Source organism: Zunongwangia pacifica (assembly GCF_023499215.1).
GTDB lineage: Bacteria > Bacteroidota > Bacteroidia > Flavobacteriales > Flavobacteriaceae > Zunongwangia > Zunongwangia pacifica.
The window spans coordinates 36886-61572 of record NZ_JAKHSK010000020.1; the positions used below are offsets into that span (position 1 = coordinate 36886).

At 36.4% G+C, this 24687-nt stretch carries 22 protein-coding genes; 12 read left to right on the top strand and 10 right to left on the bottom strand.

The window, feature by feature from the left end:
- The first annotated feature begins 70 nt into the window (after positions 1–70).
- Genes msrA through L1967_RS13950 form a run of 3 tightly spaced genes read left to right on the top strand, consistent with a single transcriptional unit; the run spans position 71 to position 1565 of the window.
- The gene (msrA, locus tag L1967_RS13940; RefSeq protein WP_249602115.1) at positions 71–610 is read left to right on the top strand and encodes a peptide-methionine (S)-S-oxide reductase MsrA; all 540 of its coding nucleotides are present in this window, start codon (positions 71–73) and stop codon (positions 608–610) included.
- 9 nt (positions 611–619) lie between these two features.
- The gene (gene folE / locus L1967_RS13945) at positions 620–1216 is read left to right on the top strand and encodes a GTP cyclohydrolase I FolE (RefSeq protein WP_249602116.1); all 597 of its coding nucleotides are present in this window, start codon (positions 620–622) and stop codon (positions 1214–1216) included.
- 49 nt (positions 1217–1265) lie between these two features.
- On the top strand, positions 1266–1565 hold the full coding sequence (locus tag L1967_RS13950; RefSeq protein WP_249602117.1) for a hypothetical protein: 300 nt from the start codon (positions 1266–1268) through the stop codon (positions 1563–1565).
- Positions 1566–1662: 97 nt separating this feature from the next.
- On the opposite strand, the gene L1967_RS13955 is transcribed toward L1967_RS13950, so the two are convergent.
- The 8 genes from L1967_RS13955 to L1967_RS13990 form a co-directional block, all read right to left on the bottom strand.
- Positions 1663–3963 (bottom strand): TonB-dependent receptor, encoded by a 2301-nt coding sequence (locus L1967_RS13955; RefSeq protein ID WP_249602118.1) that lies wholly within the window; start codon positions 3961–3963, stop codon positions 1663–1665.
- Between the two features lie 250 nt (positions 3964–4213).
- On the bottom strand, positions 4214–4537 hold the full coding sequence (locus L1967_RS13960) for a hypothetical protein (protein ID WP_249602119.1): 324 nt from the start codon (positions 4535–4537) through the stop codon (positions 4214–4216).
- Positions 4538–4840: a DUF6787 family protein gene (locus tag L1967_RS13965; protein WP_249602120.1), complete on the bottom strand. Its 303-nt coding sequence runs from the start codon at positions 4838–4840 to the stop codon at positions 4538–4540.
- A gap of 45 nt (positions 4841–4885) precedes the next feature.
- Positions 4886–5311, bottom strand: a complete 426-nt coding sequence (locus L1967_RS13970) for a DUF6146 family protein (RefSeq protein ID WP_249602121.1) — start codon at positions 5309–5311, stop codon at positions 4886–4888.
- A gap of 84 nt (positions 5312–5395) precedes the next feature.
- Positions 5396–6007 (bottom strand): DUF937 domain-containing protein, encoded by a 612-nt coding sequence (locus L1967_RS13975; protein WP_249602122.1) that lies wholly within the window; start codon positions 6005–6007, stop codon positions 5396–5398.
- Between the two features lie 262 nt (positions 6008–6269).
- Positions 6270–7241, bottom strand: a complete 972-nt coding sequence (locus L1967_RS13980) for an NAD(P)-dependent oxidoreductase (RefSeq protein ID WP_249602123.1) — start codon at positions 7239–7241, stop codon at positions 6270–6272.
- Between the two features lie 19 nt (positions 7242–7260).
- A complete protein-coding gene (gene serC, locus L1967_RS13985; protein WP_249602124.1) occupies positions 7261–8325 on the bottom strand; it encodes a 3-phosphoserine/phosphohydroxythreonine transaminase in 1065 nt (354 codons plus the stop codon).
- Positions 8326–8421: 96 nt separating this feature from the next.
- A complete protein-coding gene (locus tag L1967_RS13990; RefSeq protein WP_249602125.1) occupies positions 8422–9492 on the bottom strand; it encodes an acyl-CoA reductase in 1071 nt (356 codons plus the stop codon).
- 142 nt (positions 9493–9634) lie between these two features.
- On the opposite strand from L1967_RS13990, the gene L1967_RS13995 reads away from it, so the two are divergent.
- Positions 9635–9982 (top strand): 4Fe-4S dicluster domain-containing protein, encoded by a 348-nt coding sequence (locus tag L1967_RS13995; protein WP_249602126.1) that lies wholly within the window; start codon positions 9635–9637, stop codon positions 9980–9982.
- A gap of 185 nt (positions 9983–10167) precedes the next feature.
- Here the strand turns inward: L1967_RS13995 and L1967_RS14000 are convergent, their stop codons facing one another.
- Positions 10168–11046, bottom strand: coding sequence for an AraC family transcriptional regulator (locus L1967_RS14000; protein ID WP_249602127.1), 879 nt, complete (start codon positions 11044–11046; stop codon positions 10168–10170).
- Positions 11047–11264: 218 nt separating this feature from the next.
- On the opposite strand from L1967_RS14000, the gene L1967_RS14005 reads away from it, so the two are divergent.
- Positions 11265–11840, top strand: a complete 576-nt coding sequence (locus L1967_RS14005; protein WP_249602128.1) for a T9SS type A sorting domain-containing protein — start codon at positions 11265–11267, stop codon at positions 11838–11840.
- Between the two features lie 167 nt (positions 11841–12007).
- Here the strand turns inward: L1967_RS14005 and L1967_RS14010 are convergent, their stop codons facing one another.
- Positions 12008–12697, bottom strand: a complete 690-nt coding sequence (locus L1967_RS14010; protein ID WP_249602129.1) for an NUDIX hydrolase — start codon at positions 12695–12697, stop codon at positions 12008–12010.
- A gap of 416 nt (positions 12698–13113) precedes the next feature.
- Between L1967_RS14010 and L1967_RS14015 the strand changes: the two genes are divergently transcribed.
- The 7 genes from L1967_RS14015 (at position 13114) to L1967_RS14045 (ending at position 24683) form a co-directional block, all read left to right on the top strand.
- The gene (locus L1967_RS14015) at positions 13114–14661 is read left to right on the top strand and encodes an alpha-N-arabinofuranosidase (RefSeq protein WP_249602130.1); all 1548 of its coding nucleotides are present in this window, start codon (positions 13114–13116) and stop codon (positions 14659–14661) included.
- Positions 14662–14936: 275 nt separating this feature from the next.
- Complete coding sequence (locus L1967_RS14020) at positions 14937–17321, top strand: glycoside hydrolase family 127 protein (RefSeq protein WP_249602131.1); 2385 nt, start codon at positions 14937–14939, stop codon at positions 17319–17321.
- Between the two features lie 210 nt (positions 17322–17531).
- Entirely contained in the window at positions 17532–19499 is a 1968-nt protein-coding gene (locus L1967_RS14025; protein WP_249602132.1) for an alpha-L-arabinofuranosidase C-terminal domain-containing protein, read from the top strand.
- A gap of 72 nt (positions 19500–19571) precedes the next feature.
- Positions 19572–21251 (top strand): ribulokinase, encoded by a 1680-nt coding sequence (locus L1967_RS14030; protein WP_249602133.1) that lies wholly within the window; start codon positions 19572–19574, stop codon positions 21249–21251.
- Entirely contained in the window at positions 21252–21956 is a 705-nt protein-coding gene (locus L1967_RS14035) for an L-ribulose-5-phosphate 4-epimerase (protein ID WP_249602134.1), read from the top strand.
- Between the two features lie 20 nt (positions 21957–21976).
- Entirely contained in the window at positions 21977–23485 is a 1509-nt protein-coding gene (araA, locus tag L1967_RS14040; RefSeq protein WP_249602135.1) for an L-arabinose isomerase, read from the top strand.
- 13 nt (positions 23486–23498) lie between these two features.
- Entirely contained in the window at positions 23499–24683 is a 1185-nt protein-coding gene (locus L1967_RS14045; protein WP_249602136.1) for an aldose epimerase family protein, read from the top strand.
- The last annotated feature ends 4 nt before the right edge of the window (positions 24684–24687 follow it).

The window sequence follows — 24687 nt, forward strand, 5'->3', positions numbered from 1 at the left end:
ATGCTAAAATTAGCCAAATAGCCTGTGTGATCTTTATTGTAAATCTTACATTTGAAGAAATCATTGTTTTATGAAGAAGGAAGAAACAGTGACCCTGGCGGCGGGTTGTTTTTGGTGTACAGAAGCTGTTTTTCAGCGGTTGGAAGGGGTAAGTAATGTCATTTCAGGATTTACCGGAGGGTTTATCAAAAATCCGCCATACCGCGAGGTAGTGACGGGAAGAACCGGCCATGCCGAAGGAATTCAGTTTAACTATGATCCTAAAGTTATCAGTTTTCAGGAGTTATTATTAATTTTCTTTTCTACGCACGATCCCACTACCTTAAATCGGCAACAAAACGATGTGGGAACGCAATATCGCAGCGCCATTTTTTATCATTCTGAAGAACAAAGGCAGATCGCAGAACAGGTTATTGAAGAACTGGAAGCACAGCAGGTTTTTAAAGATCCTATAGTGACTGAAGTAACCGAGGCCTCTGACTTTTACGAAGCCGAAGAAGAGCATCATAATTTTTACAATCAGCATCCCAGTCAGCCTTATTGTCAGTATATTATAGATCCTAAAATCAATAAGTTAAAATCGCTTTTTGCTGAAAAATTAAAGAAATAAATTCCCAATATGGCTTACCAAAGTTTTGAAGAGTATTCGATAGAAGTGACCGATTCCCTAAAAGATAATTATAAAAGAATAATTACCGAACTGGGGGAAAATCCCGATAGGGAAGGTATTTTAAAAACACCCGAAAGGGCTGCAAAAGCAATGCAGTTTCTTACACAGGGATACGAACTGGATGCTGAAAAGATTTTGAAAAAAGCCATGTTTAAGGAAGACTATGACGAAATGGTGGTCGTAAAGAACATCGAATTGTATTCGCTTTGCGAACATCACATGTTACCATTTTTTGGCAAAGCCCATATTGCATATATTCCTAACGGGCATATTGTAGGTTTAAGTAAACTGCCAAGGGTCGTAGATGTTTTTGCAAGAAGATTACAGGTACAGGAGCGATTAACCCACGATATTTTAGAATGTTTAAACAAAACTTTAAAACCACAAGGCGTTGCTGTAGTGATAGAAGCACAGCACATGTGCATGATGATGCGCGGTGTACAAAAGCAAAACAGTACCACAACCACATCGGGTTTTAGAGGGCAGTTTGAAAAGATAGAAACCAGGAACGAATTCTTAAAACTCATCAGCTCAGACCTTTCGTGAAAAACTGGCATCTTATTTGCTTATTTAAATTGAATCAACACAAAAAAAGATGCTAAAAGATAAATTTTTTTTGAAGGGATTAATGTTGGATGCTATAGGGATGTTAACGATGGGTGTTCCCGTAATTGGTCCTTTTTTAGATATTTTATGGGCACCTTTTGCTGCTCGTAAAATGAGAGAAATGTATCCTGGTAAAAATGGTAAATTAGCTTCAGCTATAGTATTTATCGAAGAAATTTTACCATTTACAGATGTTATTCCAACATTCACTTTAATGTATTTATACACCTTCGTTTTCAAGAAACAACCTAGAAAGCAGGTGAGAACCATAGAGGTTGAAAGCTGGTAAATCGAAAATCCCCCTTATAACTAAAAAGCCTGTTTGATAAATTCAGACAGGCTTTTTTATTTTCTTTGGAATCTATAGCTTCTTAAGAATTCAGTTTTTACAAAAACCACTGTAAAGAAAGCATGATATTTCGGCCAATATTGGCAATTCCATCAGTTTTTAATCGGGATAAATGAGCGATATAGTCTTTATCAAAAAGATTATTTCCGTTCACTGATACCTGTACTTCAGAATCGTTTAACTTTATCCTGCCACCAAAGCCTGCACCTAGTAAAGAATATCCTCCGGTTCTTGTTTCAAATGTACTGGTGTTTTCTTTATCAAAAACATTTTTTAAGCGAATAAAGGCGTATTTGTTTTCGATAATCTTGCCTTTGTTAAATTCAACTCTAAAGGTGTTGGTAATACTATTTGCCGGAATTAAAGGAAGGTAAGTATCATCATCTCTTTTTCCGGTCACTGTTTCAAAACTACTTTCGATATGCATCCAATCCCATGGGTGCGGGTGTATATGGATCCCAACTTCACCACCATATAATTTAGCATCATCCTGTACATAATCATAAACGGGATCGTCGTTGATGCGCTCTCCGGTAGGTGCTAAGTAGATATAATCGTTTATAGTATTATGAAAGGCATTCGCAAAAGCTTCAAAATGCTCATTTCTCCATTCTAGTGATAAATCAACCTGAAAGTTTTGTTCGTTATCCAGTTCAGGGTTTCCAACTTCATATCTGTTAGCCCCGTGGTGAGCACCATTACTGGTAAGTTCGGCTAAGTTAGGGGCTCTAAATCCGCTTGCTAAATTTAATCTGGCATTTAAATTTTTAGAAATTTGATATTTTGCTCCAAACGCACCATTTATACTATTAAAAGAACGGTCTACCGCTTGCATATATCCAGTTTCACCTTCTTCACCGTGGGTTTCACTATCGACATTACGGGTATCATAACGTAAACCCGCCTGAAAATTCCAAACTTTTAGGTGCAAATGGGTGGTAGCAAAAACTCCAAAATCTACCGTTTTGGCATCAGGAATTAAAATTTCTTCTCCTGTATTTTTATTGTCCTGCCACATGCCCTGTATTCCGGCGATCGTTTCAAACTTTCCTAATTTTGGCAGATTGTATTTAATGTTGTAATTAAAGGTTTCCAGCTCCATATCTAAAGCAGGATGCAATTCTTCTCCTTCTTCGCTATGTTCCTCTTCGTGATCATGATCTTCTTCTTCAGCATGGTCATCATGTTCCTCACCATGTTCTTCTTCGTGATCATGATGGTCTTCAAATTCCTTTCGGTTATTAAACTGATACCCAAATTTTGCATTCAAACTAGAGTTGGCAAAATAGATCGTATTGTCTAAACTTAAAATATGATTATCGATTTGCTGGTAGGGTAACACCAGTGTTTTAGAAGTGGTTTGTGCGGTGATTTCTTCCGGGATTCCAAGTTCACTTCGGTTAAAATTATAACGAAGATCAGATCTAAATTTTTCGTTTTGATAAGCAATTCCTGTTTTTAGGTCTTTTTCGTTAAACCTGGTATTCGTAACCCTTGTGCCATTACCAGTTTTATAATCTGAATGTTCGGCAAGACTCCCACGAGCGATAAATTTTAAATTTTCTCCGGAAGTTTTAGCCATGGCACTGGCCTGATAGCCTAAAGTATTACTAAAATAATCTCCGTTAAATTCAGCGTTTGTTTGGCCTACTGCAGCGTATTGCTCTGGATTAAGATAAAGAACACCACCAATAGCATCGCTACCATAAAGTAGGGAAGCAGGGCCTTTAATAACTTCTACACTTCCAATCCCTTTAGAGCTAATCCCTAAGCCATGTTCACCACCAAATTGCTGGTTTTCCATACGCACACCCTGTGTGTAAGTAAGTACCCGGTTAGAACTTAATCCACGAATTACCGGTTTTCCAATACCAATACCAGTGCTTAAATTTTCTACTCCTGGAATTTGCGAAATTCCATCAGCTAGTGTAACTGCTCCTTTTTTATTTAATTCAGAAACACTTTCGCGTTCTACCCGCATCACATTTTCGCTTTGTAACTGGTGGAAAGGGGTAGAAACAATCACTTCTTCCATTTCTACTGCAGAGGGTTTTAATACCAGCTCAATATTGGTTGTGGGGATGGTCACTTCTTTGGAGTATGAGGTAAAGCCTATAGAAGAAATTACTAATTTATAATTTCCTGAAGGTAAATTTTTAATAGTAAAATGACCACTTTCGTCGGTTGTAGTGCCTTTTTCTAGTTTAGGGAAATAAACGCTTGCACTAAAAACAGGTTCTCCGGTATCCTGATTTTTTACAGTTCCACTAAATTGATTTTGTGCAAATAGCACATTGGATACTGCTATAAGTAGTATTGTAATGAGTACTTTTCTCATTTGTTGGGATTTTAAACGATTAAATGAATTAAGGAATATCCGTTATCAGTAATCATTTATACTAGCTGTTCGCTGTCTGATAGGTTTGAAGTTCCATCTTATTTTGACTAAAAATCAAAATTTTAGAAGGAGATTCTAAATCAATACCTATAGCTGTAGGAACAGCATGATTATAAATTTTATGATATTGCGAATAATCATAAATATTTTTCCTTTCTATTATGCAAAAAAGGAAGGGGTACTGTCTTGATTATGCTATAATGGAAGGTGGGCCTCTAAGCTCAAATAATAGACACTGATAATCGCTTAAAAATTCGTAAAAGCTAAAAAGATGTTTCGCCTGTGTTTTAATAACAACAGGTTCAAAATGTAAAATTTCTAGATTTAATGCAGGGCTTTGATGAAACTTGTGTAGGTTACAATCTAAATCTGGGTGATGAATATGTTGCTTAGCATAATTATCACAAAGGCCGTGATGGTGACCGCTAAAGGCATGTGCAAAATTAGCAATTGCCGGAAATACGATGATAAACGCCGCGAAAACAAAAAATATATTTTTAAGCGTTTTCTTCATTTAGTCTTTAAAAAATTTACCCAGACCCAACCGACTAAGCATTTTTTTTTCAAATGCCCAGAAAAATTCAAATTGGCCAAATATCCAGCCAATTATGATTAACAAAACCTGATAAATAGGAAATAAAAATAAAATTCTAGCGGGCCAGTATACATACCAGTCATGCTGTGGAGTGATCCCTAGAAAAGTTGTTACCGGTGCAGCCAATTTTGCGGCAGTAGACCCTGTAATTGCAAAAACAAGTAGGATGACAACCAACTGGCGGTTAGAGGTTAGTCCCCATCGTTCTTTTAATTTCTCCATACTGCAAAGATATTAAAAGGAATGGAGTTTTAAAGCCTTAATATCTTAAATACGTGTTGGTACCGTAAATCTTTGATTATACTGCCTGCTTAGATATACAAAGTAATAATAGAGCAAATAATTTACCTCATATCCGTAATCGATCTGCGGATCATAGTTTATTTCCTGTACATATAGGTTATTATTGTAGCGCATTGGTTGGCGAACTCTATTATTATAATCGTTCACCAAAATGCGGTTTTTATTTTCAAGGTAACTTTGGGAATAATATCCTTTGGGTCTTGCAATACTATTAATAAACAGGTTAAAACCGGGTTCAATGATAATGATTTCATATTCCAGACTATCATTTGCGATTCTAACCGTATCATTTTCGGTATTGGAATTTTTATGACCTTTACCACTATTTTTCGTTAATCCACAGCTGTAAACAAACAGCACCATTAAGACGATGTAAAGTATATTTTTCAAACGGATAAATTTAGGTTGAAATTTATTTGCCAAATTTAGTCTCTAAACACGGACTTCATTTTGGCAATTTAGCTAAAAAGTAAATTATTTACCACCGGTGTAGCCTTTTAAAATACTATCTTTTTTATTCTTTTTACCAATAACCATTGCTGAAGCTTCAGGAATAATATTTGGATTATTTTTTATATTGAAAATAGTATCAAAAAACGAATTGTTATATTTAGAAGAGCTTCCTAGGGCACTATCAATAAGATCCTCAATTTCGTCATTTTTAATATTTTCTTTCTTCTTTTGAATGCTTAAAATAGCGATAACTACCGGAATACAAATTGTAGTTATTTCTTGTACGGCCGCTTTGTCGACATTTAAAGAATCACTTATAGTGTTGATAATGCTGTTAAAGTTCTCTCCTAAAATCATTTCACCATAATTACTACCACATTCTAAAAGATCTTCGGTTTCTTTATCTGAAAATACCCTCATAAATTTTGAAGGATTTGGAGCTTCTTCCAGCATTTCATTAAGAGACTCGGTATAACCTTCCTGAATTTTATTTTTAAAGTTTCCTAAAATTAAGGGAAGTACCATTCCTAAAACAGAAGAAACATTGTTTAAAGGCACCCCCGTTTTACCGGAAGCTTTATTTATAAGTTCTTTCCCTAAATTGGTGTTTAGAATGTCTAATATTGAAGCCATAATGGTAAAAGTTTTATTGCTTTTAATAAGGGCAATTTTCTAAATTTTTGCATCTTTAAAAACCCGGTATCATTTTCGGAAGTTAATCAATAAAGATTGGTACTGCTGTTAAATCTTTATTATAATCTTTTATAGCCCATACCTTATAAAATTACAGTAAGTGCTTATGGTATATATTTTCTCTCCAATCCCTAATCACAAAAATGAATTCTTTAAGATTGGGATTGGAAAGAAGTTTAGAAATACTTAAAATTTCAGGGAATTATTTAAAGAAATCCATACCCGATTTGCCATGAAATTTAGCGATAACTTCTTTGGCAATAAGCGCTGCAGATCGTTCTGTAGCCGTACCCGTTAGTCCGCCAATATGCGGAGTTAAGGAAATACGCTCGTTCATTAACAATTTTATTGCCGGTGTAGGCTCGTTATCGTAAGTATCTAAACCGGCAAATTTCAATTTAGCATCCTCTAGAGCTTCAATTAGAGCTTCTTCATCGATCGCATTTCCGTTAGAGATGTTTACAATACCCCCATTCGGTTTCATTAAAGCGATTTCTTTAGCTCCAATAATTGGGTTTTTCTGCTCAGAAACACTTAAAGAAATGATATCTGAATTTTCTAAAACCTGCTCTAAATTCACCGTTTTTAATCCAATTTCGACGTTTTGATCCTGAATTTTTAGTTGAAGTTTGGCACCAACTACATTAGGATCTGTAGCGATAACCTTCATCCCAAAACCTAAGGCGATTTTAGCTATTTCCTGACCAATTTTTCCAAAACCAATAATTCCTATCGTTTTTCCCTGAAGTTCGATTCCGCCAGAATAGAAGTTTCTTAGATCCTTAAAGTTCATATCGCCTTCCAGTGGCATATTTCGGTTAGAGTGATGTAAAAATCGGCTTCCACCAAGAATATGAGCAAAAACAAGTTCGGCTACAGATCTTGTTGCCGCAACAGGAGCGGTGATAAACTGAATCCCATTTTTCTCGGCTTCAGCAACAGAACTTACTACCTGCTCGTTACCAATTACAGCGATAAATTTTAATTGTGGTGCACCTGTAATAACTTCATTTTCTATAAAGGTAGTACGAGTAATGATCCCTTCAATGTTTTTGGCATTGATATATTCTTTTAGCTGAGATTGGGCAACTTTCACAGATAAAACATTAAACCCAGCTTCGGTTAATTGTGAAACTGCGGTTTGTGAAAGTCCATCGGTAACTAAAATATTCATTTAATTTTATTTTTCTTAATTATGAAATCTTTTCGAAATGCTGCATTACATCTACCAGTACCTGCACACTCTCTATAGGCATCGCATTGTACATAGAAGCTCGATAACCTCCCACACTTCTATGGCCGTTAATTCCGTTAATATTGGCTTCTTTCCATAGCTTATCGAAAGTAGCTTTATCAGCTCCTTCAGCAAGATTAAAAGTAGGGTTCATGATCGAGCGGTCTTCTTTTTCAGCGAAACCTTTAAATAGTGGATTGCGATCTATTTCAGCATAAAGCAATTCCGCTTTTTTATTGTTTTTATCTTCGATTCCTGCAATTCCACCTAAATTCTTAAGCCATTGTAAATTCAGTAAAGAAGTGTAAATAGAAAATACAGATGGGGTGTTAAACATACTGTCTTTATCGATATGCACCTGGTAATTCATCATCGATGGAATTTGGCGCTTTACTTTTCCCAAAATATCTTCTTTAACCACAGCGAGTGTTACACCAGCTGGTCCCATGTTTTTTTGCGCACCGGCGTAGATCAAATCAAACTGACTAAAATCCATCGTTCTGGATAAAATATCACTACTCATATCACAAACCAGTGGCACTTCGGTTTTAGGGAAAGACTTCATCTGTGTTCCGTAAATAGTGTTGTTACTGGTACAGTGAAAATAATCTGCATCGGTAGGGATGCTGTATTCTTTTGGGATATAATTAAAGTTTTTGTCTTTAGAAGAGGCAACTTCAACCACTTCACCAAACAATTTTGCTTCTTTAATTGCTTTACTGCTCCAGGTACCGGTATTGGTATATGCCGCTTTTTTGTCAAGTAAATTATAGGCAACCATTAAAAACTGCATGCTGGCACCGCCATGTAAAAATAAGGCCTGATATCCTTTATTCTGAAGTCCTAAAAGCTCTAAAATCAAAGCGCGAGCCTCTTCGATTACCGAAACAAAAGCCTCACTACGATGCGAAATCTCAAGAATTGAAAGTCCGCTGTTATTAAAATCCAATACTGCTGCAGAAGCTTTTTCAAAAACTTCCTGTGGCAAAATGCAGGGTCCTGCGCTAAAATTATGTTTTTTCATACGGTATTTAGATTGAGCTCTATTTGTGAGCTTTTCTTTGCTGTAGGTCGTAAATTCTGAATTTACTTTTCAAAATTTGTGGAAACAGCGAAGAATTTATTGGTTTAAGTTGATTAAAAATTGGATGGTATCTACACCATCGGCATAATCCCAAAGTTTTGGATGCTGAGTTTCGCCAAATTTCACTTCATTTTTTGCAGAAGCTTCTTTTCGTACCACACATTGTAATTGTTCCCCTTTTTCTTCTAGTTGTTGTTGAAGCGCTGCTTCATCTTCATAAAACTCATAAAAAAGTACTGAAATTGGTGAGCCAAAGCCTTTATCTTCTTTTAGCATTAAAAAACCGTTATCCAGAATATTAAATTCGCTCATTAGATAAACGGCTTTATTATAATCGTAGTTATTGGCGTATTTATTTTGATTAATAATATCGTTCCAATGATAAATCCCTTTATAGAAATGGTCAAAATCGTAATTTTTAGGCAGGAATAATTTCGATACGTTTCGGCAACCAAGTCCGTAATATCTAAAAATATCTTCAGCCAGCGCCTTCAATTCGTTTTCGGTTTCATCTCCACGAATAATGGCGACCGAGTTTCGGTTTTTACGAATAATATTCGGTTTATTTTTAAAGTAATATTCAAAATAACGTGCTGTGTTGTTGCTACCGGTAGCAATTACGGCATCAAAATTTTCTAATCGGTCCTGAGTGAACGTGATTTTAGATTCGAATTCACTATTTAATTTTGCTAAATAATTACATAAAACCGGTAAAAGCTGCTTGTCGTTATCTGAAGGTTTTATAAGAACATTATTTCCAGACATTAAAACACTCAAAAAATCATGAAAACCAACCAGCGGAATATTTCCGGCCATGATAATCGCAATGGTTTTTGGGTTGATATCGTCTTTAATATTATATGGCTTTAGCCAGGCTTCTAGATTAGCCGTAGTTAAAGCCTCGCTCCATTGCTTTAAAGCGAATAAGACATTGTCTTTGGTAAACCAGCCATTATAATGTACCGCGGAATTGATTTTGTATTCCAGCTCGTCGAAGTATTTTTTATCGATTTCTGAAAGATTCAGCGCTGAATTGCTTTCAGCATTAAAATTCTTAAGAAAATCGCCTAATTTTGAAAAATATGAAATACGTTCTTTTATTGTCATTCCTAATTTGGTTATGAAAAGCCTTCACGTTAAATTTGTAACGGCGAAATTAAAACTTCCTAACTGGAAAAACTATAAAATTTCCTAAAACTGGAAGTAAAAGAGAAGAATCGCGTTATTTTTATAAATTAAAAAAACAGCTATGGCAATCATTATAACAGATGAATGTATAAACTGCGGCGCTTGCGAACCGGAATGCCCAAATACAGCAATTTATGAAGGAGCTGATGACTGGCGTTATGCAGATGGTACAGCACTTTCTGGAGACATCGTATTACCATCGGGAACCGAAGCTAATGCTGACGAAGCCCAGGAGCCGGTAAGTGACGAATATTATTATATCGTGCCAGATAAGTGTACAGAGTGTAAAGGTTTTCACGAAGAACCACAATGTGCGGCAGTATGCCCGGTAGATTGTTGCGTGCCAGATGACGATCACGTAGAAAGTGAAGAAACACTGCTTGCAAAGCAAAAGTTTATGCACGAATAATCGAAAAAATAATCCATTATCGAGGGATAATTCACCAAGATTTTTGATTTTTGAAAATATAAGAGTCCGTTTGAAAAAACGGACTTTTTTTATTGGCACCGCCAAAGGGTATAATACCCCGAGGCTTGCCTCGAAATTAAAAATTTGTTTTCAACGAATGCCTTGTGGACTTGTCCCGAGGTACTTTACGAGAGATGCACTCGCAGTTCATTCCTATATTTAGAAGGTGATTTACCAGTAAATTTTTTAAATTGCTTGTTAAAATGGCTGAAGTTATTAAAGCCACATTCAAAACAAATATCGGTAATACTCATTTGTTCTTCGTGTAAAAGCTTCGCGGCGTGGGTAAGGCGATACTCATTTACAAACTGTGTAAATGTTTTACCGGTTATTTTTTTAAAGAATCGGCAAAAAGCAGGGACCGTCATGCTAGTAAGCTCAGCAACTTCTTCTAAAGTAATCGATCTTTTAAACTCTTCTTTTACAAAATTAAAGATCTGGTTAATACGGTTGTTATCCTGTAGCTCTGTTTCTAAAATAAAACCCTGGGCATTTAGAATGGTATAATTTCTGGCTTCTTCCAGATGCTTAAAAATTTCGAGCAAGGCGACCAGTCGTCCAAAGGGAGTTCGATGTTTAAGTTCTTCTATTTTTTCCCCTATATATCTTTTATCCTCACCATGAAAAACAATTCCTTTTTTGGCGGTTTCCAAAAGGGTAACAATATTTTTGGTTTCAGGGATATTAAAAAAGGTCTTTCCCAAAAAATCTGGATGGATTTGGATAACTGTTTCCCTTTCGTATCGATTTAATGTACTGGTAAAACCGCAATGGGGTAAATTAGAACCAATAAGGATAAGATCACCCTGGCGATAATAGGAAACATGACTCCCAATTTGTCTTTTTCCCGACCCGCTACTTATATACACCAGTTCTATTTCTGGATGATAATGCCAAAAATTGTTGTTTTTATTGGGGCTTGAATAATCGAACGTCTGGTATCTAAACGAACTACCAAATTGAGGTTCAACCTTTTCGAAGACTGCTTTTTGTGATTTTATCATATCGATAACGTTTTAGCCGAAATAAAGCTTCAAATTACAAACATTTCATTATGTTGAAAATTAACCTAAAAATGTTCTAAGTACAAAATTAACCATTTACGATAATATTTTCGGTTAAAATAGCACATATTTTAGTATATTCTCTATTAATCTTCGCTCATGTTTCGCTCTATATTTGTTGACGGATAATTAGTAATTTAACAAAAACACCGAAGATCATGAAAAATCTATTTAGAACAGTAGTTTTGGTTTTAGCATTAGGATTAGTAAACACGCTAAGTGCTAAGGATATAGAAGTAAAAGTGAAAGAAGAGAAATTAATGGTAGCACTAGATAATACTCAGGAAGGTTCTACTTTAATTTTAACAGATATGAATGGAGAGGTTCTTTTTAAAGATACTTTAATGGAGACTTCTTATAAAAAAGCTTTAGATCTTCATAGCATCCCAAAAGGAACCTATTTTTTAAATTTTGAAAAAGAAGATAGTATTGTAACTACCGTTATTAATAAGAATACAGACGGAGTAACCGTAAATAAAGCATCTTCAAAAATCTTTTTTAAGCCTTTTTACAAGACTTTAGAAGATAAAGTAATGGTTTCTTTTACCAATCCAGGTTACGAAGATGCAACTTTTAGAGTTTACGATGCAGAAGGTAATTTAATGACTTCTTCTACAAATAATGATCTTGTAGTAAAGAAAACTTTTGATTTCTCTGAGGTTCCAGCAGGAAAATACATCATCTCTTTAAGAGTAGGAGACCGTACAATTACAAAAACCATTACTTTAGGATAAGAAAGACAAAAAAACTTGATATCCCCCTTAACAGGTTTTAATAAAAAAGCCGGCTAATTTAAATTAGTCGGCTTTTTTTATAATGTTTCGGTTATCCCGTTTTTGTAATAATTGTGATTTGGCAGTTTAGGCGATAGCAATCATTTATTTTGAAGCAAGGCTTTTAATTATAATTTAAATGAAAAACCATCATCGGTTTTACGCTTATATTTTTCCTGATCGAATTTGTAGAGAAAACTTCCCTTTCTGGAAGAACTCATGTCCTTTTGATCCAATTTCACCAAAATATCCAGCGAGTTGATTTTATTAATAAAATTACGCTTATCTAATTCTTCCCCTAAAATCGCTTCGTATAACTTTTGGAGTTGTCTCATGGTGAATTTCTCCGGAAGTAATTCAAACCCAATAGGGCCGTTTGAAGCACGGTAACGTAATCTGCTAATAGCATGTTTTACCATTTTACCGTGATCAAAAATTAGGGAAGGAGCTTCAGATAAAGTAAACCATTTGGCAGAATAATTTTCGGTTAACTCAGTATTATGCTCGGCAATATTGATTAAAGCAAAATAAGATACCGATAAGGTTCTTTCCACCGGATCTCGATCTACTTTACTAAAATTATACAGTTGCTCTAAATATACATTATTGATCCCGGTTAGGTGATGTAAGATTCTATTGGCAGCCTGATCCAGATTTTCATCCTTTTTAAGAAAGCCTCCCATAAGTGACCATTTGCCACGTTCAGGTTTAAAATCTCTTTTAATAAGTAAAATTTTAAGTTCTTCTTCATCGAAACCAAAAATGATACAGTCTACAGCAAGTAGCACTTTATCTTCAGAACTATAACTATGAATCATAGATAGGATTTAAAATGGCAATTTAGGATAATTTAAAAGTAAATCATAATGGTAATCGACTTCGAAAGTAATAGAAAAATTTAAAAAAATACTAGAAAACCATGTTCCAGCTCCTATAACCAAGGGTAAAATTACGAGATTCATTTATTTGATTATGGATAGTTAAAAATATCTAAAAAAATATTTGCTTTTTTAAGCAAACTTTAATTAAATTTGGAAATGTGATATTTACACTTATAATGATTAAAGTTGTTTTCTTTAGATTTAAAACAAAAGAATGGAAATTTTCAAATAACCCCGAAAACCTTTTCGGGTGATTTGATCATTTAGTAGCATTCAGGTTAAATTTTAAGCTAAATAAAATTCATAATTCATTAAAGTCAAATTCAGCAAATTTATAACTCGAATCAAATACTATGAAAAAAACCAGATTCCTTAATTTATCATTACTTTTTTTGGTGCTTTCTTTTTCTGCCTTGCAAGCTCAAACTTCAGTAACCATTAAAAATGATGAAAGCGCTCCGGTAATAAACCGTAATATTTATGGTCATTTTGCAGAGCATTTAGGTCGTTGTATTTATGGCGGATTGTATGTAGGTGAAGACAGTGAGATCCCAAATACAGATGGTGTTCGTAACGATTTGATCGAGGCACTTAAAAACCTTCAAATTCCGATTCTTAGATGGCCTGGAGGTTGCTTTGCAGATACCTACCACTGGAAAGACGGGATAGGACCTAAAGAAGATCGTCCTACGATTGTAAATCAATGGTGGGGAGGAGTTACCGAGGATAATAGTTTTGGTACGCATAATTTCTTAAACCTTTGTGAGGTTCTAGGAGCAGAACCTTACCTGGCTGCAAATATTGGTAGCGGAACGGTAAAAGAGTTTGCCGATTGGATTCAGTATGTAAATCACGATGGAGAAAGCCCCATGGCCAATCTTCGTAAAGAATACGGAAGGGAAAAACCATGGGGAGTTAAATATTGGGGTGTAGGTAACGAAATGTGGGGTTGTGGAGGTAACATGACCCCTGAATATTACGCCAATCTTTATCGCCAGTACGCAACATTTATGACCAGTTGGGATAACGAAACCGGATTATACAGAATCGCATCTGGTGCCAATGTAGACGATTATCATTGGACAGAGGTCTTAATGCGAGATGTTCCTCATCAATTAATAGAAGGAGTGGCATTACACTCTTATTCTTTTGTAGAATGGGGTGATAAAGGAGATGCGGTAGATTTTAATGAATCCCAGTATTTTTCAACTATGCAAACCGCTTTAAAAATGGAAGAGCTGGTGACCAAGCATAGTGAAATCATGGACAAATATGATCCTAAAGGAGAAATTGATCTTATAGTAGACGAATGGGGAGGATGGTATAACGTTCAGGAAGGAACAAATCCCGGATTTTTATATCAGCAAAATACGATGCGGGATGCGATGATCGCCGGTGTTTCATTAAATATTTTCAACAATCACAGTAAGCGTGTTAAAATGGCAAATTTAGCCCAAACGGTAAATGTATTACAGGCCGTAGCATTAACAGATGGAGCTAAAATGATCCTTACACCAACCTATCATGTGATGGAAATGTATAAAGTTCACCAGGATGCACAATTGCTTCCGGTAGATTTCGATTCGCCAAAATACGAATTTGAAGGAGAATCATTACCCGCAGTGTCAGTATCTGCTTCTAAAGATAGTAAAGGTGTGGTGCATATTTCTGCGGTAAATATCGATGCCAAAAACGAAAACGAAGTGGAGTTTGATCTTTCAGGATTCGATATTGATGATTTTATTGCAGAAATTTTAGTTTCCGAGGAATTACAAGATCATAACACTTTTGATGAACCAGAAAAAATAACACCTGTAGCATTTAAGGATTTTAAATTCAAAAAAGGAACTTTAAAAATAACTTTACCTCCTTTCTCTGTAGTGGTTTTGGAGAGTAAATAAACTACCCATGAGGCATTTATTAGAAAATTATTTTTTATTTCGAGTCATCCCGATCTCCATAGCTATCAAGAAGGAACCGGGCATTACATCGACATTATCGATTAAAACATGATTAGCAAAAAGACCTCATAAATTAGCCAATTTCATCATCATTAGAGCAAAAATGCTCTAATGATGATTCCTTTTTTTAGGATTGTAGCTTAAGCTTATATCAAGGTTTAATAATGGAAAGGAAGCCTTGATTATCAAATAAAATAGTCAGTTAATTGTATTATATGAATAGTAGGATCCCGAGTTTTAAAAAAGTAGGGTTGGTGATAGGAACAGCAATTGTTAGTGCCACCTCATTTGCGCAGCAAAATCAATTATCGCTTTTTGATCTTAAGAATGTAAAACTTCATGAAAGTTTATTTGAAGAGGCAATGTATACCGATTTGGATTATATCCTGCAAATGGAGCCCGATCGTTTATTGGCTCCTTTTTTAAGAGAGGCCGGTTTAAAGCCCAAAGCAGAGAGTTATCCTAACTGGGAAAATACGGGCTTAGATGGGCACATTGGTGGGCATTATTTAACGGCGCTAGCGCAAATGTATGCTTCAGCCGGTAGTGAAGAAGCTTTAGAGCGATTAAATTATATGATTGCTGAACTAAAAAAAGCGCAGGATGCAAATGGAAATGGTTACTTAGGCGGTATTCCCGATAGTAAACGCATCTGGACCGAAATTTCAGAAGGAAAAATAAACGCAGGAGGATTTAGTCTTAATGGAGGCTGGGTACCGCTCTATAATATTCATAAAACCTTTGCCGGTTTACGCGATGCCTATCTTATTGGCGGTAACGAGCAGGCAAAACAAATGCTTATCGATCTAACCGATTGGATGATTGATGTCACCGCTCATCTTTCTGAAGAGCAAATACAGCAAATGCTAAAATCAGAACACGGGGGATTAAACGAAACTTTTGCAGATGTCTATAAAATTACCAGAGACCAAAAATATCTGGATTTAGCCTATGCTTTTACGCAAAAAGAAGTGCTTCATCCTTTAGAAAATGAGAAAGATATTTTAAACGGAATGCATGCCAATACACAAATCCCAAAAGTGATTGGATATGAAACAATTGCCGCTTTAGATCAAAATAAAGATTATCATAATGCGGCTTCTTATTTTTGGGAAAATGTAGTGAATCATAGAACCGTTTCTATTGGAGGGAACAGTGTTAGGGAGCATTTTCATCCCGCTAATGATTTTTCAAGTATGATGAGCAGCGTTCAGGGACCAGAAACCTGTAATACTTACAATATGTTGAAGTTAAGCGAGAAATTGTTTTTAGCCGATCCCGAAGAAAAATATATGGATTTTTACGAAAAGGGATTGTATAATCATATCCTTTCTTCACAGCATCCCGAGGGCGGATTCGTATATTTTACGCCTATGCGACCCGGCCATTACCGGGTGTATTCGCAGCCAGAAACCAGCATGTGGTGTTGTGTAGGTTCTGGTTTAGAAAATCACGGAAAATATAACGAAATGATCTACGCGCATAGCGATGATGCACTGTATGTAAATCTTTTTATTCCCTCGGAAGTGAACTGGGAAGCCAAAAATTTTAAATTGATCCAGGAAACCGATTTCCCGAATGCTGAAACAACTTCTTTTAAAATTGAAACTAAAAAGCCTCAAAAATTAAATATTAATCTGCGTTATCCAGCTTGGGCAGGCACTGGTTTTGAAGTTTTAGTAAATGGCAAAGCAGTGAAATTCGATAAAAAACCGGGCTCTTATATTTCTATCCCTAGAAAATGGAAAAATGGAGATCAAATTTCTATGAAATTGCCCATGAACATTTCTTCGGAAGGATTACCTGATGGTTCAAATTACGAATTTTTAAAATATGGGCCATTGGTGTTGGCTGCTAAAACAAGTAAAGAAGACTTAAAAGGTCTATTTGCCGATGCGAGTAGAGGAGGACATATTGCCGAGGGAAAAAAGATCCCACTTTCAGAAACTCCAATTTTTCTTTTAGAAAATCTAGACGATCTGGCTTCTAAAGTGCAGGTAGACGCTAAAAAAGACCTTCGATTTTCGGCAAAATCGGTTTTATATCCTTCAGAATTTCAGGATTTAGAATTCGAGCCTTTTTATAAAGTTCATGATTCCAGATATGTGATTTACTTGCCGGTAGAGTCACCAGAAAGCCTCGCCGCCATTCAGCAAAAAAGAAAAGAACAGGAAATTGCCGAACGTGAGCTAGAAGAAAAAACGATTGATTATGTGAGTCCGGGGGAACAACAACCCGAATCAGATCATTTTATTAAAACAGAAAATTCCAATGCAGGCGTAAACAGGGATCGCCACTGGCGTGATGCTACCGGTTGGTTTAGCTACGAATTTAAGGATACAAATAATGAAGCTGCAAGAATTAGATTAACCTACTTTGGACAAGATAGGGATCGAAAATTCAAGATTTTGGTAAATGGAGAATTGGTTGCCACTGAACATCTAAAAGGTGAAAATGGAGCTGAATTTTTTACCAAAGATTACGAGTTGCCAAAGAAAATAGTAGAACAGAAAAACAATACCTTAAGCATACGCTTTGAAGCCGAACCGGGTTCTAGAACAGCCGGTATCTATGGTGTTCGATTAATGAAAAAGCAATAAAAATATTCAGCAAGTTAGATTAGCGACTACTGGTAGCCCAAACTTTAGTTCTGCCGAAAGGAGAATATTTTAAAAGTTGTATGCGACCCAAAAATAGACTTTAAACCCCAAATATTGGTATACTTAGATACAATTGCATTTATACAAAATGTTGAAAAGTATCACCAATGGAATAGAAATTAGATGAAAACTCAAACAAAAATCAACAATATGAAGAGAATTAAAAACTTAAGTGTTGCGGCCGCTTTGGCTATTGGCGCCAGTGCCTTTGCACAAACCCCAATAGATGTAGATGCTTCAAAAAGCATTGCAGAAATTCAGCCCACCATGTACGGGATATTTTTTGAAGATATCAATTTTGCAGCCGATGGTGGATTGTATGCCGAGCTTATAAAAAACCGCTCTTTTGAGTTTGAATCTCCTAAAATGGGGTGGAAGGAACCTAACAGTAACCGCCACTCTTTAAATAAAAATTCTGGAATAGCGAAAATCATAAATTATACAGATAACACCGGAAATAAAAATTACGCCAGGTTCGAGATCAATGATGCTTCCGGTTACGAGATCATCAATGAAGGTTTTCGAGGAATGGGCGTAAAAGCAGATGAAAATTATCGAATTTCAGTAATGACTGGAAAGGTTAATGGAATTTCAGCAATAAAATTTGAGCTTTTAGATGAAAACGAAGATGTTTTTGGAGAAGCTTCAATCGCTCCAAAAGGAAATAACTGGACAACTTCTGAAGTAACAATTACACCTTCTAAAACAGTCGAAAAAGCAACATTAAGAATCACATTTTCAGGCAAAGGATCTATAGATATGGATATGATTTCTATGTTTCCCGAAGAGACCTGGAAAGGCCGAAAAAATGGATTGCGTAAAGATTTAGTACAATTATTAGCCGATATACAACCAGGGTTTTTAAGATTTCCAGGGGGATGTATCGTAGAGGGAAGAACACTGGAAAAACGCTACCAATGGAAAAAAACAGTAGGAGCAATAGAAGATCGTGAAATGCTCGTAAACCGTTGGAATACCGAGTTTTCAAATAAACTAACACCAGATTATTACCAAAGTTTTGGACTTGGTTTTTTTGAATATTTTCAACTTTCAGAAGATTTAGAAGCCGAGCCATTACCTATTTTAAGTTGCGGTATTGCCTGCCAGTACAATACAGGAGAGTTAGCGCCTATGGATGGTTTAGATCCTTATGTACAAGATGCCTTGGATTTAATAGAATTTGCTAATGGTGATACGTCTTCTAAATGGGGAAAAGTGCGTGCCAATATGGGACACCCCGAGCCTTTTAACCTAAAATTTATAGGTGTAGGAAACGAGCAGTGGGGACAGGAATATATCGAGCGATATGAAGTTTTTGCGAAAGCCATTAAAGAAAAATATCCCGAGATTATTATTGTTTCAGGAAGTGGTCCTTCGCCCGATGGGGAATATTTTGATTATGGATGGGAGCAACTCAAAAAATTAGATGCCCAACTGGTAGATGAACATTATTACAAATCACCGGAGTGGTTTAAGGCAAATGCAGATCGTTATGATGATTATGACCGTAACGGCCCTAAAGTTTTTGCCGGTGAATATGCGGCGCATCCAAAAGCCGAAGATGGTCCTAAAGAAAATAATCTGGAAGCTGCGGTGGCCGAAGCTGCATTTATGACCGGCTTAGAACGTAATGCCGATGTGGTTCATCTTACTTCGTATGCACCACTTATGGCTCATAAAGATGCATGGCAATGGGCACCAGATCTAATTTGGTTCGATAATTTGTCTTCTCACGGTACGGTAAATTACTACGTGCAAAAGTTATTTGCCAATAACAAAGGAACCAATGTACTAAAGGTACGTAGCAACGGGGATAAAATTATAGGACATGAAGATATATATGCTACTGCGGCTATCGATGCAGATAAGAAAGAAATTATTTTAAAATTGGTGAATACCTCTGCTGAAAATAAAGAAGTAATACTTAATATCTCGGGTAGTACCTTTAAAAAGAAGGCAGATTGGATTTGTCTTTCTGGCGATAATATTAAAGCCTATAATTCTTTTGAAGAGCCAAATACCATTGTTCCGGTAGAAAAAGAAGTAAAAATTAAAAACAATAATACTATTGAATTAGCACCAAATTCAGTAAATATTATAAAATTAAAGAAATCTTAAAACTATAAGTGTTTTTATTACACTTAATAAAAACTAATTTATATATTTGTTTCAGACCAAAAGTTAAAATACATGGAAACTTATGTAATAGGACTTGATTATGGGACAGATTCAGTAAGAGCTGTACTGGTAGATACCAATAGCGGAAAGGAGCTTGCTTCAGATACGTTTTGGTACCCTCGCTGGAAAAAACAGCTTTACTGCGATGCTGCTCTAAATCGATTTCGGCAACACCCTCTAGATCATATTGAAGGTTTAGAGAAAACGATAAAAGGAGTAATCGAAAAAAGCGGGGTTAAAGGAGAAGCTGTAAAGGGTATCTGTATAGATACTACAGGATCTTCTCCTGTACCGGTTACTGAAGACGGAACTCCTTTGGCATTGGTAGATGGATTTACCGATAACCCAAATGCGATGATGGTGTTATGGAAAGACCATACCGCAATAAAAGAAGCTAACGAGATTAACGAATTAGCCGAAACCTGGGGTGGTGAAAATTATACCAAATACGAAGGAGGGATATACTCTTCAGAGTGGTTTTGGGCAAAAATAACCCATATTGTTCGGGAAGATGAAGCGGTAAAAAATGCCGCGTATTCCTGGATGGAGCATTGCGATATGATGACCTATATTCTTATTGAAGATACCGATCTGGCTTCATTTAAAAGAAGTCGTTGTGGTGCAGGTCATAAAGCCATGTGGCACGAGAGCTGGGGAGGTTTACCTTCAGAAGAATTTTTAGGAAAATTACATCCTTATTGTGCCGAATTACGTTCAAAGCTATATATAGAAACCTATACTTCAGATGAGGTAGCGGGCAAAATCAGTAAAGAATGGGCCTCAAAATTAGGCCTTTCTGAAGATACTGTTATCGCCGTAGGAACATTCGATGCACATTCAGGAGCTGTAGGTGCTAAAGTTGAAGAGCATGCCTTGGTACGCGTTATGGGAACATCCACCTGCGATATTATTGTTTCTCCTTATAAAGTAGTAGGGGACAAGACGGTTAGAGGAATTTGCGGACAGGTAGATGGTTCTGTTATCCCGGGTATGATTGGTTTAGAAGCAGGTCAATCTGCTTTTGGCGATGTACTGGCCTGGTTTAAAAATGTACTTTCCTGGCCTTTAAATCATCTGGTTTATAATTCAGAAATCCTTTCCGAAGAACAGATCGAAGCTTTAAAAGAAGAAGTAGATAAGAAATTTATAAAGGAATTGTCTGCTGAAGCTGAAGCAATAGACCTAAACGATAGTATTCCGGTAGCCTTAGATTGGATTAACGGTCGCCGCACTCCAGATGCAAATCAGGAATTAAAAAGTGCTATCAGCAATCTTTCCCTGGGCAGCAAAGCACCGCATATTTTTAAAGCCTTAGTAAATGCTATTTGTTTTGGAGCCAAAGAAATTGTAGACCGTTTTAAAGAAGAAGGCGTAGAGATCAAAACAGTAATTGGTATTGGGGGAGTAGCGAGAAAATCTGCTTACATCATGCAAACCCTGGCCAATACTTTAAATATGCCTATTAAAGTAGCAGCATCAGATGAAGCACCAGCTTTAGGTTCGGCAGTTTATGCTGCTGTGGCCGCAGGCTTGTATGATGATGTTATTACAGCCAGCAAAACCTTAGGTAGTGATTTTGAAGCTGAATATGATCCGCAACCAGAAATGGTAGGAGAGTTTGAGAAACAAATGGCAGCTTATAAAGAATTAAGTCAGTTTGTTGAAGAAAGCATAACTAAAAAATCAAAATAAATGAACTCTAAATATAAATCTTTAAAGCAAGAGTGTTACGAGGCCAATATGCAGCTTGACGCTTTAGATCTTGTTATTTATACCTTCGGAAATGTAAGTGCAGTAGACCGTAAAGAGGGTGTTTTTGCCATAAAGCCCAGTGGAGTTCCTTATGCCGATTTGAAGCCTGAAGATATTGTGATCCTTGACTTTGATAATAATGTAATCGAAGGAAAAATGCGCCCATCCTCAGATACAAAAACACATGCTTATTTATATAAAAACTGGGAAAATATTGGGGGAATTGCTCACACCCATGCCACATATTCTGTAGCGTGGGCCCAGTCCCAGTTAGATATTCCAATTTTTGGAACTACGCATGCAGATCATCTAACTGCCGATATTCCATGTGCACCACCAATGAAAGACGAACTTATTGCCGGTAATTACGAACACAATACCGGCATCCAGATTCTGGATTGCTTTAAAGATAAGGAATTATCTTATGAAGAGGTGCAAATGGTATTGTTGGGTAACCACGGTCCTTTTACTTGGGGACCAACAGCAGCTAAAGCAGTGTACAACAGTAAAGTTTTAGAAGAAGTAGCAAGAATGGCCTATCTCACTTTACAAATTAACCCTAATGCACCAAGACTAAAAGATTCTTTAATTAAAAAACATTATGAGCGTAAGCATGGTAAAAATGCGTATTACGGTCAGAATTAATAAACTTAACAATATATTCAATGATTGCCATAGAAAGTAAAGAAATCTGGTTTATAACAGGAAGCCAGCATTTGTACGGACCTGAAACTTTAGAACAGGTTGCTAAAAACTCAAAAGAGATTGTAGAAGGATTAGACGCTTCTGCAGAAATTCCGGTTAAGATTGTTTATAAAGACACCGTAAAAACGGAAGATGAGATCGTTGCCGTAATGCGTGACGCTAACAATTCAGAAAAATGTATTGGTTTAGTAGCCTGGATGCATACATTTTCACCGGCTAAAATGTGGATTAAAGGTTTATCGCTTTTAAGCAAACCACTTTGCCATTTACATACGCAGTTTAATGCAGAGGTGCCATGGAGCGATATCGATATGGATTTTATGAACCTTAACCAATCTGCTCATGGTGATCGCGAATTTGGTTTTATGATGTCTAGAATGCGTAAAAAACGTAAGGTTATCGTAGGGCACTGGAAAACCGAACGTGTACAGAAAAAACTTGGGATCTGGTCTCGTGTAGCTTTAGGTTGGGACGAGATGCAAAACCTTAAAGTTGCCCGTATTGGTGACAATATGCGTAATGTAGCCGTAACCGAAGGTGATAAAGTTGAGGCGCAAATGAAATTTGGGGTAGCGGTAAATGCTTTTGATTCTTCAGATATCGTTGCGAAGATTAATGAGGTTACTGAGGACGAACTCAATAAATTATTGGATACTTACGCTACAGAATATAATCTAACCGATAGTTTAAAAGAAGGTGGCGAAAAAAGACAGTCTTTAATTGATGCTGCAAAAATTGAATTAGGTCTGCGTAAATTTCTAGAAGAAGGCGGATTTAAAGCTTTTACAGATACTTTTGAAAATCTGGGAGAGTTAAAGCAATTACCAGGTATAGCTGTACAACGTTTAATGGCCGATGGTTATGGCTTTGGAGGTGAAGGCGACTGGAAAACTGCCGCTTTAACCAGGGTAATGAAAGTAATGGCACAAGGGCTGGAAGGCGGAACATCTTTTATGGAAGATTACACATATCACTTTACACCAGAGAAGTCTTTGGTAATGGGATCGCACATGCTGGAAATATGTCCAAGTATAGCTGATGCGAAGCCATCTTGTGAAGTACATCCATTAGGTATTGGAGGGAAAGAAGATCCTGTACGATTAGTGTTTAATTCGCCTGTAGGAAACGCAATTAATGCAACCTGGGTAGATATGGGTAATCGATTTAGACTTATCGTAAACGAAGTTGAAGCTGTTGAACCAGAGCAGGAATTACCTAAATTGCCAGTGGCAAGGGTACTTTGGGATTGTAAACCAGATCTCGAAGTTGCTGCTACTGCATGGATTTTAGCCGGTGGGGCGCATCATACTGTTTATACGCAGGCATTAACTACAGAATATATGGAAGATTTTGCGGATATTGCAGGCGTAGAGCTTTTGGTTATCGATGAGGACACTAAAATAAGGGCCTTTAAAGATACCATTAATGCTAACGAAGCTTATTATCATCTCTTTCAACATAAAATGTAATACGACTTAAATTATGAAAAAAATAAAGCATACAGTGTACTTTGTATGTCTGTTCAGTTTTCTGTTTTCCCTTACTAATTGTAAGGGAGACGGAAAGTCTGAAAAGACTCAGGAAAATGCAACTACTACAGAATCCGAAATCGATTTCTTGACCAAAGAAGATTACGGAACCACTCCAGAAGGCGAAAAGGTAGCGCAGTATACCTTAACCAACAAAGCAGGAATGGAAGTGAAAATTATCACCTACGGCGGGCGTATCACTTCGCTCAAAGTTCCAGATAAAAATGGCCAATTTGAAGATGTAATTTTAGGCTTCGATTCCATAAGTCAGTACACTTCAGATCATCCTTATTTTGGTGCTTTAATTGGTCGTTTTGGAAACAGGATTGCCGGTGGTAAATTCAGTTTAGATGGGGAAGCGTATCAACTTCCGCAGAATGATGGCCAAAATTCTTTACATGGCGGTGATAAAGGTTTTGATAAAGTAGTTTGGAGGGCCGAAGTTCCTGCAGATAGTACTTCATTAGTTTTAACGTATAAAAGTAAAGATGGAGAAATGGGATATCCCGGGAATCTTGATGTAAAAGTGACTTATACATTAAATGAAGATAATTCTTTGGATGTTGATTACGAGGCCCAGACTGATAAAAAAACAGTGGTTAACCTTACACAACATTCTTATTTTAATTTAACAGGAGATTTTAATAAAACCATTTTAGATCACGAAGTAGTGATTAATGCTGATCAATTTTTGCCGGTAGATAAAACATTAATTCCTACAGGAGAGATCAGAAACGTTGAAGGGACTCCTTTTAATTTTACGGAGGCTAAAAAAGTAGGTAAAGAAATTGAAGCTGAAAATGAACAATTAAAGCTTGGATTAGGTTACGATCATTGTTGGGTGTTAAATGATCAAACCGAAGATATGCATTTTGCAGCTTCAGCTTACGATCCTGAAAGTGGACGATTTATGGAAGTTTCAACTACAGAACCCGGAATTCAGTTTTATACCGGTAATTTTCTTGATGGCACTTTACCACAACAGGGCGGTAAAGGGACCTATGCTAAACGATCTGGTTTTTGTTTAGAAACACAACATTACCCAGATTCACCCAATCAGGAAAACTTCCCATCTGTGGTTTTAAACCCGGGAGAGCAATACAGCTCTAAAACAACCTTTAAATTCTCTGTAAAATAATACT

What these genes read in the sequence shown, in the direction of transcription:
- L1967_RS13980 (WP_249602123.1), bottom strand. Translation starts at nt 7,241, where the DNA reads ATGAATATTTTAGTTACCGATGGACTTTCACAAACCGCAGTTTCACAA.
- L1967_RS14030 (WP_249602133.1), top strand. Translation starts at nt 19,572, where the DNA reads ATGGAAACTTATGTAATAGGACTTGATTATGGGACAGATTCAGTAAGA.
- L1967_RS13975 (WP_249602122.1), bottom strand. Translation starts at nt 6,007, where the DNA reads ATGGCTTCAATATTAGACATTCTAAACACCAATTTAGGGAAAGAACTT.
- L1967_RS14005 (WP_249602128.1), top strand. Translation starts at nt 11,265, where the DNA reads ATGAAAAATCTATTTAGAACAGTAGTTTTGGTTTTAGCATTAGGATTA.
- msrA (WP_249602115.1), top strand. Translation starts at nt 71, where the DNA reads ATGAAGAAGGAAGAAACAGTGACCCTGGCGGCGGGTTGTTTTTGGTGT.
- L1967_RS14045 (WP_249602136.1), top strand. Translation starts at nt 23,499, where the DNA reads ATGAAAAAAATAAAGCATACAGTGTACTTTGTATGTCTGTTCAGTTTT.
- folE (WP_249602116.1), top strand. Translation starts at nt 620, where the DNA reads ATGGCTTACCAAAGTTTTGAAGAGTATTCGATAGAAGTGACCGATTCC.
- L1967_RS14035 (WP_249602134.1), top strand. Translation starts at nt 21,252, where the DNA reads ATGAACTCTAAATATAAATCTTTAAAGCAAGAGTGTTACGAGGCCAAT.
- L1967_RS14025 (WP_249602132.1), top strand. Translation starts at nt 17,532, where the DNA reads ATGAAGAGAATTAAAAACTTAAGTGTTGCGGCCGCTTTGGCTATTGGC.
- L1967_RS14010 (WP_249602129.1), bottom strand. Translation starts at nt 12,697, where the DNA reads ATGATTCATAGTTATAGTTCTGAAGATAAAGTGCTACTTGCTGTAGAC.
- L1967_RS13965 (WP_249602120.1), bottom strand. Translation starts at nt 4,840, where the DNA reads ATGGAGAAATTAAAAGAACGATGGGGACTAACCTCTAACCGCCAGTTG.
- L1967_RS13955 (WP_249602118.1), bottom strand. Translation starts at nt 3,963, where the DNA reads ATGAGAAAAGTACTCATTACAATACTACTTATAGCAGTATCCAATGTG.
- L1967_RS14020 (WP_249602131.1), top strand. Translation starts at nt 14,937, where the DNA reads ATGAATAGTAGGATCCCGAGTTTTAAAAAAGTAGGGTTGGTGATAGGA.
- L1967_RS14015 (WP_249602130.1), top strand. Translation starts at nt 13,114, where the DNA reads ATGAAAAAAACCAGATTCCTTAATTTATCATTACTTTTTTTGGTGCTT.
- L1967_RS13950 (WP_249602117.1), top strand. Translation starts at nt 1,266, where the DNA reads ATGCTAAAAGATAAATTTTTTTTGAAGGGATTAATGTTGGATGCTATA.
- L1967_RS13990 (WP_249602125.1), bottom strand. Translation starts at nt 9,492, where the DNA reads ATGACAATAAAAGAACGTATTTCATATTTTTCAAAATTAGGCGATTTT.
- L1967_RS13960 (WP_249602119.1), bottom strand. Translation starts at nt 4,537, where the DNA reads ATGAAGAAAACGCTTAAAAATATATTTTTTGTTTTCGCGGCGTTTATC.
- serC (WP_249602124.1), bottom strand. Translation starts at nt 8,325, where the DNA reads ATGAAAAAACATAATTTTAGCGCAGGACCCTGCATTTTGCCACAGGAA.
- L1967_RS14000 (WP_249602127.1), bottom strand. Translation starts at nt 11,046, where the DNA reads ATGATAAAATCACAAAAAGCAGTCTTCGAAAAGGTTGAACCTCAATTT.
- araA (WP_249602135.1), top strand. Translation starts at nt 21,977, where the DNA reads ATGATTGCCATAGAAAGTAAAGAAATCTGGTTTATAACAGGAAGCCAG.
- L1967_RS13995 (WP_249602126.1), top strand. Translation starts at nt 9,635, where the DNA reads ATGGCAATCATTATAACAGATGAATGTATAAACTGCGGCGCTTGCGAA.